This is a genomic window from Brooklawnia propionicigenes (assembly GCF_030297015.1).
GTDB lineage: Bacteria > Actinomycetota > Actinomycetes > Propionibacteriales > Propionibacteriaceae > Brooklawnia > Brooklawnia propionicigenes.
The window spans coordinates 1,588,429-1,605,410 of record NZ_AP028056.1; the positions used below are offsets into that span (position 1 = coordinate 1,588,429).

The following is a 16,982-nucleotide window of genomic DNA, read 5'->3' on the forward strand; positions in this document are numbered from 1 at the left end:
GGTGGCGACGAATTCCGTCGAGTTGGCTGACGAACCACTTCGTCCGCCGGGGCACAGTATCGGACTGCTGGCGCTGCCGCGCTGGAGGTTCTTGCTCCAACTTCTGGTGAAGAAGGAGCTGCGCGTCCGATATCGCGGCTCCGCGTTGGGCATGCTGTGGAGTTATGTGAAGCCTGCAGTTCAGCTGCTGGTGTACTACATCGCGATGGGCAGATTCCTGCGACTGGGCGACTCCATCCCCAGCTACGTGGTCTATCTGTTCAGCGGCATGGTGATGATCAACTTCTTCAACGAGATCCTCTCCAACACCACCAGATCGATCATCTTCAATGCGCCGCTGGTGGGCAAGATCTATCTGCCGCGCGAGCTGTTCCCGGTGAGCAGCGTGTGGGTGGCGTTCGTCCACGTGGTGCCGCAGATCGTGGTGCTGATCATCGGTGCGCTGGTCTTCGGATGGCGTCCCGGGATCTACAGCCTGCTCGGTGGTGTGCTCGCGCTGCTCATCATCTGCGCATTCGCGCTCGGCATCGGGTTGGCGTTCGCGGCGTTCAACGTCTTCTTCCGCGATGCCGAGAACCTCATCGAACTGCTCATGATGGTGGCGATCTGGCTCTCACCGGTCTTCTACCAGTGGCACATGGTCGCCGACGCCTTCCCCCCCTGGCTGTTCACCATCTACCAGCTCAATCCGCTGGCGATGGCCGTCGAACTGTCGCATTACTGCTTCTGGATGCCCACCCGGGGAGTGCTGGTCGACGGTGCCGACGCAGCCAGCCTGATGCCGCCGCACTGGGTGCTCGGCGTGGCACTCAGCTCGCTTATCGCGCTGGTGACCTTGGGACTGGGACAGCTGATCTTCCACCGTCTTGAGGGCAAGTTCGCCCAGGAGCTGTGATGAACGAGACCTCGAATGGCCTGGTGATGGCCCAGCTGGAAGATGTCGACAAGGAGTTCGATCTGCGTCACACCCGCTCCATCAAGGAGTATGTGGTGTGGTGGGTGACCGGACGCAAGGGCGACCTCAGCGAGAGATTCAAGGCGCTCGACGGGGTTTCGCTGACCATTCAGCAGGGCGAAGCAGTCGCGCTGCTCGGATTCAACGGGTCGGGCAAATCGACCACGCTCAAGCTGATCAGCGGCGTGATGCTGCCCGACGCCGGATCGATCGGGGTACGCGGCAAGATCGCGGGACTGATCGAGGTCGGTGCGGGCATGCATCCCGACCTGACCGGACGCGAAAACGTCTACCTCAACGGCGCGATCCTGGGCATGAGCGAGCAGGAAGTCGACGAGCGCTTCGAATCCATCGTGGAGTTCAGTGGCATCGAGAAGTTCATCGACACCGAGGTGAAGTTCTACTCGTCCGGCATGTACATGCGGCTGGCATTCTCGGTGGCCGTGCACTCGCAGCCGGACATCTTCTTGGTGGACGAGGTGCTCGCCGTCGGCGACGAGCCGTTCCAGCGCAAGTGCATCGCCAAGATGCGCGAACTGCGCGATGCGGGCCAGACCCTGGTGGTGGTCAGCCACGACCTGGAACTCATCAAGTCGATCTGCCATCGCGGCATCGTGCTGGAGCACGGGAAGGTCGTCCACGACTCGGATATCGGCGAGGCCGTCGATTTCCTGCGCTCCACGATGCCCGACTGATCGTCCCGCCGGGGCTGCTGGCGGGGTTCGGGATCCAGGCCGCTGCTAGTCGGGGTCGGGCAGAGCGCGTGGGTCGAGACGGCGCATACCCCACGAGTCCCGCAGCGCCCGCAGCACGTTCTTGGTCTCCCGGAGGCCACCGCGCACCGGCGACAGCGCCACCACACCGGCGGTCAGCACGATGGGCTTGAGCTTGACCAGCAGGTTCGTGCCGTAGCGCAGATGCACCGCGAACAGATTGCGGTACATGTAGTAGCCCTTCCAGCTGGCCAGGTCGTTGGTCTGGACGAACTCGTAGTGCCGGCGCATCAGGGCATCGCGCACCGCATACGCGTCGTGGCCGGCGCGCTCTGCGCGGATAACGTAGTCGCAGTCGTCGTAGAAGATGAAGTAGCTCGGGTCGGGGTAGCCGATCTCGCCGACCACATCGCGATGCACCATGAAACCCTCGAAGGCGGCATTCTCGATGCGCACCCGGGGCGGCATCGATGCCCGGTCGGGGAAGGTGCTGTCGACGGTCGCGGTCTTGGGGCGCAGCCGCAGCGGGTTGGTGAGATCGAAGCGGATCGCCGCCTTCTCCACGAGCCTGCCGTGCCGGTTCTCGCGGACGCACGCCAGCACCTCGCCGCCATCGGTCAGCAGCGCCTGCAGAGCCCACGGGGCGGGCCGCACGTCGTCGTCCATCAGCCAGATACGGTCGAATCCTGCCTTGTAGGCGGCCCGCAATCCCCGATGGAAGCCGCCGGCTCCACCCAGGTTCTCACCCACGTGATCGACGATCAGCGGCAGCTCCGAGTGGGCGGCTAATACGTGCGCGGTGGGCTCGTCCGAGGAGTTGTCGATGACGAAGATCGCATCCGCCGGCCGAGTCTGGGCGGCCAGGGCGTCCAGCAGCTTGTCGAGCAGTTCGGAGCGCTTGTAGGTGACCACGACGACTGCGACGGTCTCGTCCAGGGGAGCCGGCCCGGGTGCTGCCTGGTGCCGGCTGTCGGACTCCACCGATCCTGGACCCGCTGCAGCCGGAACCGCACCCGCAGCAGGTGCCAGGAACTGTCGGTGCCCGGTGAAATCACCGCGCAACCCGGCCGCGACAGCCTGCGCCGACAGGGCCAGACGATGTGCGCTGGGCTTGACGAAGGTGTAGAACCAGGCGGTCTTCGCCCAGAACATGGCCGCGTGCATCAGGCCGTAGTGGGCTTTCAGGTTGACGGTGTTGTTCCGGGCCATGCAGTAGTGCTTGAGGTCGCTGGGCGAATGATTGTAGGTGGTCAGTCCCCACATCATCGGGGTGCCCAAGTCGTCGGTCGCCGGATGCAGGAAGTGCGCGTCCACCACGGTCGCCACCCGGGCGCCGGCCTCACGAGCCCGCCACAGATACTCGACATCGTCGCCCCAGATGAAGAAATCGGCGCGCACCGTGCCGATGCGTTCCACCAGTTCGCGGGTCACCAGCACCCCGTTGAAGGGAATGACCACGTCGGCGACGATTCCGTCGACCTGGGCATCCTGGAGATCATCGAGGGTGCGCAGCACCGTGGCGGTACCCGGCAGCCGGATCGGGAAACAGAGTTCGTCGGGACGCTGTTCGGCCAGCACCGCCGGTCCCCAGAAATCGAACTCGCCGCGGTAGGCCAGCAGCTGATCGAGGCACTCGGGGGTCGGCAGACCGTCATCGTCCATCATCCAGGCCAGCTCGGCGCCGGTGTCGTAGGCCCACTGCAGTCCGGCGTGGAATCCGCCGGCCCCGCCCGCGTTGACCGGCAGTGTCCGATACTGCACGCGCGGCTCGGCTGCGCAGAGCTCGGCGAGCCATTCGCCGGTGCCATCGGTGGAAGCATTGTCGACCACCAGGATGGTGTCGAGTGCGCCCAGGGTGCGCAGCCGGGTGAGCAGCCGCTGCAGTAGGCCCAGGCGGTTGAAGGTAACAACCACGGCGGCCACGCCGATGGACGATGCGTCACTGCTCATAGTGCGTGAGCCTACTAGGAACTGGCCTGTGGACCGTCGTCGGGGCGCTTCGGCGCGCGCTCAAGAGCGGCGCGGTGCAGCATGTCGGCCTGGGTCGGCATGCCGTAGGCGATGGCCGTCGAATCGTGCATCTCGATCACCTTGCGGCGCATCCGCTCGTTGAACTCGTGCGCGATCTCACCAGGACGAGGGCGCATCGGCAGGCCGAAGACCACGTGCACGTCCGGCCTGCCCGGACGCCAGCGCTTCTCCTTGGCCGGCCAGGCCGCGAACGAGCCGACGATGGCCACCGGAATCACCTGGCAGTTGAACGAGATCGCCAGGGCTGCCACGCCGGGAGTGAACGGGCCCATGCCGCCGGTGCGGGAGCGGGTGCCCTCGGGGAAAATGAACAGTGGAACGCCCTCGCTGAGCAGCTGCTTCGACATGCCTCGATGGTCGCGGGTGGCTCCCCGGTTCACCGGGTAGGCATTCATGAACAGCTCGATCGCTATCGCATTCGCCTTCTTGGTGAAGAACGTGTCGGCCGCCGCGCCGGTTGCCAGATGCTTGCTCAACCGGGTGGGCAGCGCGCCCATCACCAGCGGCGCATCGAAATGGGACGAGTGATTGGCGATGACGATGAACGGCTCTTCGGCTCCGTCCAGGTTCTGTTCGCCGTGCACATGAACGTTCAGCACGCTCCACACTGCCGGTTTCATCAGTAGCTGCTGAGCCGTGGTGCTCGCCGCGATCTGCAGCGGATTGGTGAACCGTCTCTTGCCGCCGCCGAGCTTAGCCATCAGACCTCCTCGACTTGGTGATCTTGCTGGACACGGTCCGCGCGAGAGCACCCGGACTGTGTTCGAGGAACCACACCGCAGCCCGCCACTTGCGTGTCGGGATCACCACGGTCTTACCGGCGGCAGCCCCGTCCAAGGCGCACTGGGCTACCTCTGACGCCTCCACCCACGCCCAGCCGGGAAGCTTCGGACGAGCGACTCCGGCGCGTTCGTGCAGCTCCGTCTTCACCCAGCCCGGGCAGACCGCGCTGGCCTGCACCCCGGTGCCGTCGAGTTCGAGAGCCAGTGCCTGCGTGTAGGTCAGCACCCAGCGTTTGATCGCCGAGTAATTGCCCTTGACGATCCACGCCGAGACCGACGAGACATTGATGATGATGCCCTGCCCACGGGCTTTCATGGACCGGCCCGCCGCGCCGGCCAGAATCAGCACGGCGGTGCACATGACGGCCATGGCGCGTTCTTGGATCGTGGTGTCTTCGGCGAGCAGTGAAGCATTGAGCCCGAAGCCGGCGTCGTTGACCAAGATATCGACCGGACGGTCGGGATCGGTCAGCCGGTCGATGATCGGATCGAGATCGCCCCGCACGGCCAGATCGGCGCGCAGGGTCTCGACATCACATCCGTAACGGTCGTGCAACTCGGCGGCGGTTCGGCTGAGGCGGGATTCATCGCGTGCCACCAGGACGAGGTCGTATCCTCGTCCGGCAAGCTCGGCCGCAAAGGCCTTTCCGATACCCGAGGTGCCCCCCGTGACCAATGCTGTCGCCATGTTGTCCAATCTAGTAGGCCGCGCCGGCCCACGAGATGGTCGGCGCAGCCCTTGAGTGTAAAAGGATCCAGCTCAGCCGAGCAGCTCGGCGGCCTGGCGGACCATCGCCAGTTCTTCATTGGTGGGCACCACCAGCACGGCTACCGACGAGTCGGGAGCCGAGATGATGCGGGCCTGCTTGCTGCGTTGCGCGTTGGCTTCCTCGTCCAGCTTCACACCGAAAACACCCAGCCGTGCGCAGACCTCGGAACGGACCGTGGCGGCATTCTCGCCGACGCCGGCGGTGAAGGACAGCGCGTCCAGCCCACCCAGCAGGGCGGCATAGCCACCGATGTAGAAGACGAGGCGATGAATGTAGACATCCAGCCCGAGCCTCGCCTGCTCGTCGCCGGCGTTGATCGCCGTCTCGACATCGCGCATATCGGTATGACCGGTCAAGCCGAGCATGCCGGAACGCTTGTTGAGTTCGTCGTCGATCTCGGCGCAGCTCAGGCCGAGCTCGCGGTTCAGATAGCCGACGATGCCGGGGTCGATGTCACCGGAGCGGGTGCCCATCACCAGACCGGCGAGCGGGGTCAGGCCCATCGACGTCTCGATCGCGTGGCCGGAGTCGACGGCCGACACGGATGCTCCGTTGCCGAGATGGCAGACGATCTGCTTGAGGTCATCGCGTCCGAGCAGCTTGGCCACTTCCTGGCTGACGAACTGGTGCGAGGTGCCGTGGAAACCGTACTTGCGGATCCGGGTGCGCTTGGCCAGGTCGACGTCAATCGCGTAGGTGTAGGCCTCGGCTGGGAGCCGGGCGAAGAAGGCGGTGTCGAAGATGCCGACGTGCGGAACATCGGGCAGCAGCTTGCGGGCCGCTTCGATGCCGGAGATGCCTGCAGGGTTGTGCAGCGGAGCCAGCGGCGACAGCTCGCGCAGGGTATCGACGACTTCGTCGGTGACCAGGGTGGGATCGGCGAACTTGTCACCGCCGTGCACGGCGCGATGGGCCACAGCGATGGTCGATGTCAGGTCGGGGCCGTGCTCATCGAAAAGACCGAAAACGGTGGCCAGTGCAGTCTCGTGGTCGTCGAGCAGTTGGTCGACGTGGTGTTCGCCGATCTCGCCGACCAGCACTTCGTGATCAACTGTGCCGGTGGTGCCGGTCGCGATGCGCTGCACGATGCCCTTGGCTAGCAGTTCTTCGCTCTCGACGTCGATCATCTGGTATTTGATCGAACTTGACCCACAATTCAGGACGAGGATCGGCTTGGACATGATGGTAAGGGCCCCCTTGCTGATACGTGCAACGCCACTTCACTTTACAGCCCGAGCGCGGCGGGCGCCTCTTGCGACAATATGCGTGCTACAGGCGGACATGAATGTTCAGCTTCTCCATCGCGTAGGCCAGTGCGAAACAGGACAGCACGGCGACGGCGGGGAACAAGGCACCGGCGAATAGCTCACCGAAACGCTCGGTCACCAGCGGTTCCCAGTAGGGCCACAACCAGACATTGTGTGCTCGCCCGACGATGGTCTCGGAGAACGCATAGACCACGATCGCATGACCGCCGAGCACCACCAGTGGACGCAGCAGACCACCCTTGCTGCTCGCCGGAATGATGAGCGCGAGCAGCACCAGCTCCAGTACGGCGATGCCGCCGGTCACCAGGACGAAGCTGGGCGTCCACAGGTACTTGTTCAGTGGGATGACGACGGCGAGCACGACGCCGAGTATCAGCGTGCCGGCGCCCAGCGTCGCGAGCCAGCCGATTCTGCGCAGACCGCTCGTCGCCCGCGAGATCTCCCCGGCGAGGTAGCCGATATAGACCGAGCTGGCAGCCTGTATCCAGCCGTGCGGATTCTCCGGATTGGCTCCGATGCCCAGCACGGTGGTGTCGAACCAGTCGGCCAGATTGGCATCCTGAGTGAAGGATCCTGCCGGTACACCGGCAGGTGAGTACCACAGCCAGGCCGCGGTGATGCCGAGGAAGAAGACAGCCATGATCGACCACTGCACGTAGCGGGGCGTGCGGGTGACCAGCCAGACGAGCAGGTAGGCGATCGCGGTCATCTGCAGGATGCCCGCCGGATAGATGTCCATCGGGACCATGTACTTGTAGGAGACCAGCACGCAGCCGAGCATGAACAGCTTGAATGTGCGCCCCAGTGCATTGCGCCAGCTTGTGCGGGTGGCGTAGGGCATCGCGGTGCCCATGGCGACCAGGAAGCCCGGGAAGACCGTGTCGGCCAGTGTCAGGCCGCTCCACTCGCTGTGCCCGAAGGCCCCGGGCAGGTACCAGTTGCCGGGCCAGTTGACGAAGACCATCAAGGCGATGGTCAGCCCGCGGAAGGCGTCCAGGGCATAGAAGCGGGGTGGCTTGGCCGGGGTCGCCTGCGGTGTTGCGGACGAGCCTGCGTCCGCGGGGCTGGCTGCGTCGGGCCGGGCCGGGCCGGTTTGCGGTTTGGTCACCGCATCGTCGCCGGTTCCCGGGCTGATCGGATAGGCCACCGGATCGTCGCCGGCGCCGGATCTGACCGTGTCGGCTGCCGATTCGGGCGCGGCACGGGCAGGCCCCCGCACTGCGGTGGTCTCGTCGTTCGCGGCCCGGCCGTAGACAGCCGTCTGTTCCTCGGACACGAGCGCCATTCTTTCACCCCGAAGGCGCTGCGCCAACGGCCCCGAACGCGGGCAGACGGCCAGCCCGCGGGGGATTGCGGCGTGAAGACGGCAGTGGCCGGGCAGCAGATCGCCACCCGGCCACGAAGACTGCCGACGCGGCCGATCAGATTCCGGTCTGTGCCTGGATCGCGGTGATAGCGACGGTGTTGACGATGTCAGCCACCAGAGCGCCACGCGAGAGATCGTTGACCGGCTTGTTGAGGCCCTGCAGCACCGGGCCGATCGCGATCGCGCCGGAGGTGCGCTGAACGGCCTTGTAGGTGTTGTTGCCGGTGTTCAGGTCGGGGAAGATGAAGACCGTGGCCTGGCCTGCCACCTGGGAGCCGGGCATCTTCGACTTGCCGACCGCCGGATCCATCGCCGCATCGAACTGGATCGGGCCGTCCACCGCGAAATCGGGGTTGGTCTGCTTGACCAGTTCGGTCGCGGCAGCCACCGCGTCCACGTCTTCGCCCGAACCCGATGTGCCGGTCGAGTAGGACAGCATCGCGACGCGCGGCTCAATGTCGAAGGCCTTCGCCGTCGCCGCCGTGCTGATCGCGATCGTCGCCAGCTGCTCGGGGTTGGGGTTCGGGTTGACGGCGCAGTCGGCGAAGACGAGCACCTGCTCGGGCATGCACATCAGGAACGAACCCGACACCACTTTGACGCCCGGCTTGGTCTTGATGAATTCGAGGGCCGGACGAATGGTGTTCGCCGTGGTGTGGGTGGCGCCGGAGACCATGCCGTCTGCCATGCCCAGGTAGACCATCATCGTCCCGAAGTAGGACGGGTCGGTCATCTTCTCTCGGGCCTGCTCGATGGTGACACCCTTCTTGGCGCGCAACTCGGCGTACTTCGCCGCGAACTGATCGGCCAACTGGGGGTCGTGCATCGACTGGACGCGAGCGCCGGTGATGTCGAAGCCCAGTGCGGCGGCGTCGGCGCGCACCTTGTCCTCTTCACCGAGCAGCACCAGATTGGCAACGCCGCGGCGCAGCAGGATCGAGGTGGCCTCCAGGATGCGGGGGTCTTCGGCCTCGGGCAGCACGATGGTCTTCTTGTCGCTGCGGGCCTTCTGCATGATCTGGTATTCGAACATGCGCGGGGTGCGCAGGGCCGCGGTTTTGACGTCCAGGGCGCTCAGCAGCGCTGCTTCGTCCACGTTCTCGTGGAACAGGCGTAGGGCTTCGGCGTGCTTGCGGGGCGAACTCATCACCGAGCCCTTGAGATCGTGCAGTTTGGACGCCGTCCAGAAGGTGCCGCGCTGAACGAGCCCGATCGGCACCTGTACCTTCAGGCCATCGAGCAACTTGCGGATCGAATCGGGCAGCGGATAGCCGCCGGTCAGGAAGATCGCCGCCAGGTTCGGGAAGCTGTCGGAGCTGTGGGCGGCCAGCAGGCCGGGTAGCAGGTCGGTGCGGTCGGACGCCGTCACGATCGAGCACTCCGGCTCGAGGCGGGTCAGCACATTGGGCAGGGTCATGCCGGCCACCACGGTGCCCAGCGATTCGCGGTCGAGCGCTGATTCGTCGCCCATCAGGAACTTCGCACCCAAAGCCCGGAACTGAGCCCGCACGCTGGGGGCGCGCAGCAGCTCGTTCTCGGGCAGCGCCGCGCAGAAGCTGAGCCCCAGCGTGCCCAGTTCGGCGCGAACCTGGTCGATCGAGACCGGGTCGACGCGGTTGGCGATCACGCCGATCACATGATTGTGCAGGTCCTCGAACTGTTTGGTGGCGTGCTCCACCGAGGCGGCCACCTCCTCGGGAGTGCGATCGCGTCCGCTCACCACCAGCAGCACCGGGGAGTTAAGGTTCGCCGCCACCCGGGCATTGAAGGCCAGCTCGGTCGGCGATGCCGCACCGATGTAGTCACTGCCGACCACGACGACCGTGTCGAAACGGTCCTGCAGCGCTCCGTACTTCGAGATGATTTCGCTCAGCGCAGCCTCGGGATCGTCCAGCGCAGCGTCGGTGAGCACGCCGATGGTCTCTTCGTAGGTCTGGTCGATACCCGAATGTGCCAGCAGTGCCTTGGCAACTTCGTCGTTGTCATCGCGGACCATCGGGCGGAAGACACCGACGGAATCCATCTGACGTGAGAGGGCCTCGATGAGGCACAGGGCGATGGCGCTCTTGCCGCCTAGCCCATCGGGGGATGTAACATACACGCTTTTGTTGGTCACATAGTGAACATACGACGATTCCGCGCAGTTGTCGCGGGGTTGCATGATTCGCCCGGCCCGCCGGCCCGGTCAGCAGCAGATGACCCGTTGCGAGGCGATATCGGAGTAGAGCACCAGCTCGTCGAACCGGGCCACATGCAGCACATTCGACAGGCCGGCCAGATCGGGCACCAGGTCGGCCAGCCGGTTGGGCCGGTCGGTCACCAGCTCCGGATGGAACGACACGTCGGGGCGCTGATCGAAGATCGCCGCGTAGAAGATGCCCGACTCCACCAGGTCCTGGAAGAAATGGCTGCCCTGGGACAGTTCGGGGATGAAGCCGCCCGCCGGATAGGTGAACTCCACCATCGCCGCCGCATTGCTGATCTCGGTGAAGTGCACCGGGATGCCGAGCGACGGGGAGGTGGTACCCCAGCGTCCGGGAGCCATGATCATGAACGAACCGGCGGAGAGTAGCTTGTTGACCACGCCCATGCCACGCGCCACGGCATATCGGTCCTGCTGGCCCAGCTCCAGATAGGTGTCGGGACGAACCATCACCACATGGTCGATCGGCAGCCGCACGTTGCCGCCCATGAAACTGCCGCTGGATTCGAACAGCGTGTGCCGGGGGTCGGCGTCGGTGGGCATCGCGACCGCCTCGCCGAGCCCGCGGGTCTGCAAGGGGCGGCATTGCAGCAGGTTGATGCGTGGTTCGCCGTTCTCATTGATGTTGACGGTGTATTCGATGTCGACCGGATAGTCGTAGGCCTCGGAGAGCTTGGCGAGGATATCGCGCATCAGCGGGGCGAAGTCGGTGTGGTGAATCAGGCCGCGGAAGTCGAGCACCTTCGGGGTCTGCCTGATCGGACGATTGTGTTCCCGCAGCCAGCGCAGCGTCTCGGTGTCGGTGGACACGAACAGCTCCCAGTCCGCCCGGATGTCGAGTTTGCGGATCTCGGCGAGCGGCTTGGTGACCTGTTTGTTCTCGTCCAGGCTCATCACGTCGACGTAGCGCTGGGTGTTGCGGGCGGCATCGGTGGTGTCGATCTCGCGGGTCGGATCGTCGAGGGTGATGAGTTTGGCGTGGTCGGCGATCGTGCGATCCACGGCGCGGGTGCCCAGGCCCAGCACCAGCCGCAGCATGCCGGCGTCCGGGTCGATGTCGGGGTCCCAGACATACAGGTTGGACGAATTCCCGACCCCGGCCGCGTGCGGGAAGAACAATCCCTGGTGGTGGTCTCCGCTGACCCGTTGCACCAGGATCGCCATCTGCTCGTCGGAGCTGTCGAGCCCCCGGTTGCGGCGGTATTCGAGGGCCTCACTGCTCATCGCCGAGGCGTAGACGGTGCGCACCGCATCCTCGAGCGCGTGTAACCGCTCTTCGGGAGTGCCCTGATTGGCACAGAAGACCGATTCGTACTTGCCGGCGAAGGCATTGCCGAAGTTGTCTTCCAGCAACGAGCTGGAGCGGGCGATGATGGGGGATTGCCCGAAGTACTCGAGCATCGACAAGAACTGTTCGCGCACCACCGGTGGGAAGCGCCCGGTGGCGAGTTTGCGGTTCAGTGAGGCGCCCGCGGTGAAGTAGCCGTCGTGGCTCTTCTGCTGCACCCACAGCTTCCACCAGCCGTTGGCGATGATGTAGGTGTAGAACAGGTCGCTGCCCAAGAAGTACGAGTCGTTCTGCTCCATTCGGGGGGTGAAGCGGGCTTCCGGATCGTGATCGAGGATCGCGTTGGCCACGATCATGCCCACCGACTTGCCGCCGATGTAGCCGGTGCCGATCTCGCGCATCGCCACCGTCAGCAGATCGGCCAGCGTCACGTACTCGCGGCACAGCTCGACCACGCGTCCCTCGCGTCCGATGAACATGTCGATGAGTTCGTCGGCGGCTTCCCGCTGTACCGCGGCGTCCAGCGAGTCGAGCGCGGCCCAGCCCTGCTGGACGACGCGATGCCAGTGGTCGGGCGGATCGACCCGGTGCGAGGCGGCCGAGAAGAGTCGTGCGGTGGCCTCGCTGCTGGTGATGGGATCGGCTTCGTCGCCACTGAGCAGGTGCGGGAAGAACATCGTCGGTGAATGCCGTAGCCAGACCTTCAATGGATGGACGTACGTCTCCCCGCCGATGAGGTAGACATCGAGCAGCAGCTGGGTGGTGTCGCGGATCATCGCCAGGGTGGCGAACGTGTGCTCACGACGGATCAGCCCGAAGTAGGCGACCGTGTCGAGGTCGAACAGGTAGGGGCAGGTGACCTTGAAGAAGTTGCCGACGGCAAGATCGCTGCGCCAGGTGTACAGCAGCGAGGTCAGCAGATCGAAGACGTAGAAGGCGCCGAACCCCGTCTCGGTGATGATCTTGTGCACCGCCGAGGCAAAGCTCTCGAACCCCAACGACGCGTCCAGTTTGACGATCTCGACCCCGTCGAGGTCATCGAGCAGCGGGGCATGCGATCCGAAACGGAAGTAGACCAGCCGGCGCCCCTCGTCACGGGCGCGTTTGGCGAACGGCTGAATCAGCGCGCGGTACTGGGAGAGACCGTCGACCTGCCAGACGACGTTGTCGCCGAGCCGCAAACCATCGAAGATGCGGTCGAGCCCCCTGATGCCCGTGCTCGCCCGGTTGTAGCTCTCCATGAGCCAAGACTAGGGGTCACGGCTCGATGACGCGGACCCGCAGGACACCTTCGATCTGTTCGATGCTGCTGCGCAGCGCGTCGGTGACCGGGCCCCTGACATCGATCATGGTCCACGCCAGCTCACCGCGTGATTTGTTCAGCAGGTTGGTGATGTTGATCCCGGCGTCGCCGATCAGAGCGGAGATCTCGGCCACCATGTTCGGCACGTTGACGTTCGCCACGACGATCCGGGTGGTGTCCGGCTCACGTGCCAGCACCGCGTCGGGGAAGTTCACCGAGTTGGAGATATTGCCGTTCTCCAAGAAGTCACGCAGTTCGTTGACAGCCATCGCTGCGCTGTTCTCCTCGGCCTCCACGGTGGACGCCCCGAGGTGCGGCAGCGCGACGACCTTCGGCCGGTTCAGCAGCTCCGCGCTCGGGAAATCGCAGACATAGCCGCGGATCGAGCCGGATTCCAGGGCCGCGACCATCGCCGGGGAGTCGACGATGCCGGCACGGGAGAAGTTCAGCACCAGCGCCCGCTGCTTCATCAGGGCCAGTCGTTCGGCATTGACCAGGCCTTGCGTGGCCTCGATCAGCGGTACATGCACGGTCAGCACGTCCGCTCTCCGGAAGACCTCGTCGATGGACGCCGCCCGCGTCACGTGCGAACTGAGTTGCCAGGCGTGCCGGATCGTGATCGCCGGATCGTAGCCGAGCACCTTCATGCCGAGCGCCTCGGCGGCATTGGCCACCTGGACGCCGACCTCACCCAGCCCGATCACACCCAGGGTTCGTCCGGGCAGCTCCCAGCCGACGAACTGCTTCTTGCCGGCCTCGACCGCGGCGTTGATCTCATTGTCATCCCCGGTGAGCTGGCGGGCGAACGCGGCTGCCGGGAGGATGTTCCGGGCGCCCAGCAGGATGCCCGCCAAGACCAACTCCTTGACGGCATTCGCGTTGGAGCCGGGGGTGTTGAAGACCACGACTCCGCGTCCGCTCAGCTGGTTGACCGGGATGGTGTTGGTCCCGGCCCCGGCCCGGCTGATCGCCAGCACCGAATCCGGGATCTCGACCGAATGCAGGTTGGCCGACCGGACGAGCCAGGCGTCCGCATTGTCGACGTGAGGACCCACCTCATAGCTCTCGGGCAGTTTCGAGAGGCCTCGTGCGCTGATGGAGTTCAGCGTCTTGATGCTGTAGTTCATGGTGATGATGAGCGCATCAGGCGTGGACGCGTTCGAACTCCTTCATGAACTCGATGAGCGCGTCGACACCGGCTTGTGGCATCGCGTTGTAGATCGATGCCCGCATGCCACCCACCGAACGGTGCCCGGCCAGATTGGTCAGGCCGGCCTGTTCGGCCTGCGCCACGAACTGCTTGTTGAGGTCGGCGTTGGCCATCAGGAAGGGAATGTTCATCCAGCTGCGCGAATCATGGGCCACCGGGTTGGAGTAGAAGTCGGAGGCATCCAGGAAAGCGTAGAAGGTTTCGGCCTTGGTGCGATTGCGCACGGCCAGGCCGTCCAGTCCACCCTGGGCGATGACCCACTCGAGGATCTTGCCGAGCAGGTAGATCGAGAAGGTGGGCGGGGTGTTGAGCATCGAGTTGTTCTCCGCCATCAACTGGTAGCTCCAGATCGACGGGGTGTCGAGGCGGGCCCGATCGAGCAGGTCGTCGCGCACGATCACCACAGCCATCCCGGCCGGCCCCATGTTCTTCTGGGTGCCGGCGTAGATGACGCCGAACTTCGACACGTCGAGCGGGCGCGACAGGATCGTCGAACTCATGTCGGCGACCAGTGGCACATCACCGGTCTCGGGAATGTAGCCGAATTCGACACCACCGATGGTCTCGTTCGGGGTGTAGTGCAGGTAGGCGGCGCCCTCGGTGGGCTGGATCGTGCCCTGCGCCGGGGTCGTGGTGTAGTTGGACGCCTTCTCGTCGGTCACGGCGATCGGATTCAGGCCGAACCTCTTGGCCTCCTTGAACGCCTTGGTGCCCCACTGCCCGGTCAGCACGAAATCGACGGTGTCGCCCGGCTTCGAAAGATTGAGCGGGACGCCGGCGAACTGCCCGAAAGCGCCGCCCTGAATGAACAGCACCCGGTAGTTGTCGGGGATGCCCAAGATCTGGCGGAGCAGCTCTTGGGTGTGGTCGGCGCAAGCGACGAATTCCTTGCTCCGGTGCGAGACCTCGGCAACAGACATGCCGGTGTGCTGCCAATCGGGCAACTCGGCCTGGGCTTGTTCGAGGACCTCCAGCGGCATCATCGCGGGACCGGCAGAAAAGTTAAATACGCGCACGACATCGATTGTTGCACCCTTTGGCTGAGGGCACTAGGTCGTGTTCCGAAAGTGAGGCAGCTGCGTAGGCCTGCCGGTTCGCCGTCCGCAGCGCAATCGTCCACGTGACAGGCGCGGCCGGGCTATGGCCGAACATGCAGTGAGCCCCCGCCGCAGCGATCGGGACGGGGGCTCACCGGTGTTGAACGTCAGACGACGCTTCGGAAAGGCCCGGGCGTGCTGACGCGTGTGTATCAGGCGCTGACGACCTCGACGGGGACGCGCGCGGTAACGGCATCGGTCAGCTTGACCGAAACCAGATGGGAGCCGGTGGTCTTGATCGGCTTGGCGGCCTTGATGGCGCGCTTGTCGATGGTGGGACCGCCGGCCTTCTTGATAGCCTGTGCCAGCTCGTTGGCGCTCACCGCGCCGTACAGCTTGCCGGAGGCATCGGTGCGGGCCGGAACCTGCACCTGGAGCTCCTCGAGCTGGGCGCGGATCTCGGCGGCGTGCGTGTTGTCGCGGATCTGCTTCGCGTCGCGGGCGCGCTTGATGCCCTCGATCTGCTTGGCGGTACCGCGGTTGTAGGCGATGGCGAGGCCGCGCGGCAGCAGGTAGTTGCGTCCGTAGCCGTCCTTCACCTCGACGACATCGCCGGCGATACCGAGGTTGTCGACAGTCGCAGTCAGAATGAGCTTCATATCAGCAGCCTCCCGGTCAGCGAGCGTTCGTGGTGTACGGGAGCAGCGCCAGCTCGCGGGCGTTCTTCACCGCGATCGCGACCTTGCGCTGATCTTGCACGCTGAGTCCGGTGACTCGGCGGGCGCGGATCTTGCCGCGCTCGGAGATGAACCTCCGCAGGGTCGCGGTGTCCTTGTAGTCGATGTTGCCGATGCGGACCGCCTTGACGGGGACGATCTTCCTCTTGTTCACAGGCTTGCGCTGTGGACCGGCCATTGTGGTGCTCCTTAGTTCAGACGGGAACTTGGCGTTCCCTGAGCCCGGCTCACGCCGGAATGTGCCTTGTGGTTAGTTGTGTTGCCGATCTGATCGGACGATCAGAAGGGCGGTTCTTCGCTCTGGGCGCCGGCCCACGGGTCGTTGGAGACCCCGCGGTTGGGCGAGGACGAGCCACCGGCCTGCCAGTTGTCCTGGCCCGGGCCCTGGCTGTGACCACCTTGGTTGTAGCCACCCTGGTTGCCCTGACCGCCTTGGCCACCGCCCTGCCAGCCACCACCGGAACCCGACGAGGTCCGGTTGACCTTGGCCGTGGCGTACCGAAGCGACGGCCCGACCTCGTCGACGTCCACTTCGAAGACCGTGCGGCGATTGCCCTCACGGTCGTCGTAGCTGCGCGAACGCAGGCGGCCCGAAACGATCACCCGCATGCCCTTGGTCAGCGTCTCAGCGACGTTTTCGGCCGCCTGACGCCAGATCGAGCAGTTGAGGAACATGGTTTCGCCGTCTTTCCATTCATTGGATTGACGATCGAAGGTGCGCGGTGTCGACGCCACGGTGAAGTTGGCCACCGCTGCACCCGACGGCGTGAACCGTAGTTCGGGGTCAGCGGTCAGATTGCCGACCAGTGTGATCTGGGTCTCACCTGCCATGAGATTCCTCCGTTACGAGTGTGAAAGCGAGTTGTGGCGAGTTCTTCAAGTATTGGTCAGCCCACTGACAAACGCTCAGAGTGCTGCCGATCTGTGGACAATCTCGCCGAGCTGACTCACTTCTTGTCGGTGCGCATCACCTTGGCGCGCATGATCTGCTCATCGATGGACATGAGCCGATCCATTTCCTTGACCGCATCGGCGGGGGCCGTGACATTGAGCACCGCATAGGTGCCTTCGGCCTTCTTGTTGATCTCGTAGGCCATCCGGCGCTTGCCCCAGACGTCCTGACCGTCGACAGTGCCATTGGACGCGGTGATGACCTTCAGATGCTTCTCCAGCAGAGCCGGCACCTGACGCTCGTCGACATCGGGGTCAATGATGATCATGATCTCGTACTTACGCATACGCGAACTCCACCTCCTTCGGACTAGGCGGCCGCGGGTATTTCCCGTGGCAGGAGGGCGTATTGCATGCGAGGGACGCTA

The 16,982-nt window shown here is 64.8% G+C and carries 15 protein-coding genes; 2 read left to right on the top strand and 13 right to left on the bottom strand.

Features of this window, described 5'->3' with window-relative positions; genetic code table 11:
• Position 1: 1 nt before the first annotated feature.
• Complete coding sequence (locus QUE25_RS07120) at positions 2-895, top strand: ABC transporter permease (RefSeq protein WP_286268437.1); 894 nt, start codon at positions 2-4, stop codon at positions 893-895.
• Entirely contained in the window at positions 895-1,650 is a 756-nt protein-coding gene (locus QUE25_RS07125) for an ABC transporter ATP-binding protein (RefSeq protein ID WP_286268438.1), read from the top strand. The genes QUE25_RS07120 and QUE25_RS07125 overlap by 1 nt, the downstream gene beginning before the upstream one ends.
• A 45-nt stretch (positions 1,651-1,695) precedes the next feature.
• On the opposite strand, the gene QUE25_RS07130 is transcribed toward QUE25_RS07125, so the two are convergent.
• From QUE25_RS07130 to rpsF, 13 genes are all read right to left on the bottom strand, one after another.
• Positions 1,696-3,618 carry a glycosyltransferase gene (locus tag QUE25_RS07130; protein ID WP_286268439.1) on the bottom strand — a complete coding sequence of 641 codons (1,923 nt, stop codon included), beginning with the start codon at positions 3,616-3,618 and terminating at the stop codon, positions 1,696-1,698.
• 14 nt (positions 3,619-3,632) lie between these two features.
• Positions 3,633-4,400, bottom strand: a complete 768-nt coding sequence (locus QUE25_RS07135; RefSeq protein WP_340312731.1) for a lysophospholipid acyltransferase family protein — start codon at positions 4,398-4,400, stop codon at positions 3,633-3,635.
• Positions 4,393-5,169 (bottom strand): SDR family NAD(P)-dependent oxidoreductase, encoded by a 777-nt coding sequence (locus QUE25_RS07140; RefSeq protein WP_286268440.1) that lies wholly within the window; start codon positions 5,167-5,169, stop codon positions 4,393-4,395. The genes QUE25_RS07135 and QUE25_RS07140 overlap by 8 nt, the downstream gene beginning before the upstream one ends.
• 72 nt (positions 5,170-5,241) lie before the next feature.
• Complete coding sequence (locus QUE25_RS07145; protein WP_286268441.1) at positions 5,242-6,432, bottom strand: acetate/propionate family kinase; 1,191 nt, start codon at positions 6,430-6,432, stop codon at positions 5,242-5,244.
• Positions 6,433-6,520: 88 nt separating this feature from the next.
• On the bottom strand, positions 6,521-7,795 hold the full coding sequence (locus QUE25_RS07150; RefSeq protein ID WP_286268442.1) for a heparan-alpha-glucosaminide N-acetyltransferase domain-containing protein: 1,275 nt from the start codon (positions 7,793-7,795) through the stop codon (positions 6,521-6,523).
• A gap of 145 nt (positions 7,796-7,940) precedes the next feature.
• On the bottom strand, positions 7,941-10,001 hold the full coding sequence (pta, locus tag QUE25_RS07155; RefSeq protein ID WP_286268443.1) for a phosphate acetyltransferase: 2,061 nt from the start codon (positions 9,999-10,001) through the stop codon (positions 7,941-7,943).
• A gap of 69 nt (positions 10,002-10,070) precedes the next feature.
• Positions 10,071-12,617, bottom strand: coding sequence for a PEP/pyruvate-binding domain-containing protein (locus QUE25_RS07160; RefSeq protein ID WP_286268444.1), 2,547 nt, complete (start codon positions 12,615-12,617; stop codon positions 10,071-10,073).
• 16 nt (positions 12,618-12,633) lie between these two features.
• Positions 12,634-13,806, bottom strand: a complete 1,173-nt coding sequence (locus QUE25_RS07165; protein WP_286268445.1) for a 3-phosphoglycerate dehydrogenase family protein — start codon at positions 13,804-13,806, stop codon at positions 12,634-12,636.
• Between the two features lie 16 nt (positions 13,807-13,822).
• Positions 13,823-14,905: a 3-phosphoserine/phosphohydroxythreonine transaminase gene (serC, locus tag QUE25_RS07170; RefSeq protein WP_286268446.1), complete on the bottom strand. Its 1,083-nt coding sequence runs from the start codon at positions 14,903-14,905 to the stop codon at positions 13,823-13,825.
• 233 nt (positions 14,906-15,138) lie between these two features.
• On the bottom strand, positions 15,139-15,585 hold the full coding sequence (gene rplI / locus QUE25_RS07175) for a 50S ribosomal protein L9 (protein ID WP_286268447.1): 447 nt from the start codon (positions 15,583-15,585) through the stop codon (positions 15,139-15,141).
• A 16-nt stretch (positions 15,586-15,601) separates the two neighbouring features.
• The gene (rpsR, locus tag QUE25_RS07180) at positions 15,602-15,841 is read right to left on the bottom strand and encodes a 30S ribosomal protein S18 (RefSeq protein ID WP_286268448.1); all 240 of its coding nucleotides are present in this window, start codon (positions 15,839-15,841) and stop codon (positions 15,602-15,604) included.
• Between the two features lie 101 nt (positions 15,842-15,942).
• Positions 15,943-16,494 (bottom strand): single-stranded DNA-binding protein, encoded by a 552-nt coding sequence (locus QUE25_RS07185; RefSeq protein WP_286268449.1) that lies wholly within the window; start codon positions 16,492-16,494, stop codon positions 15,943-15,945.
• Positions 16,495-16,610: 116 nt separating this feature from the next.
• Positions 16,611-16,901 (bottom strand): 30S ribosomal protein S6, encoded by a 291-nt coding sequence (gene rpsF, locus QUE25_RS07190; protein WP_286268450.1) that lies wholly within the window; start codon positions 16,899-16,901, stop codon positions 16,611-16,613.
• Positions 16,902-16,982 lie beyond the last annotated feature (81 nt).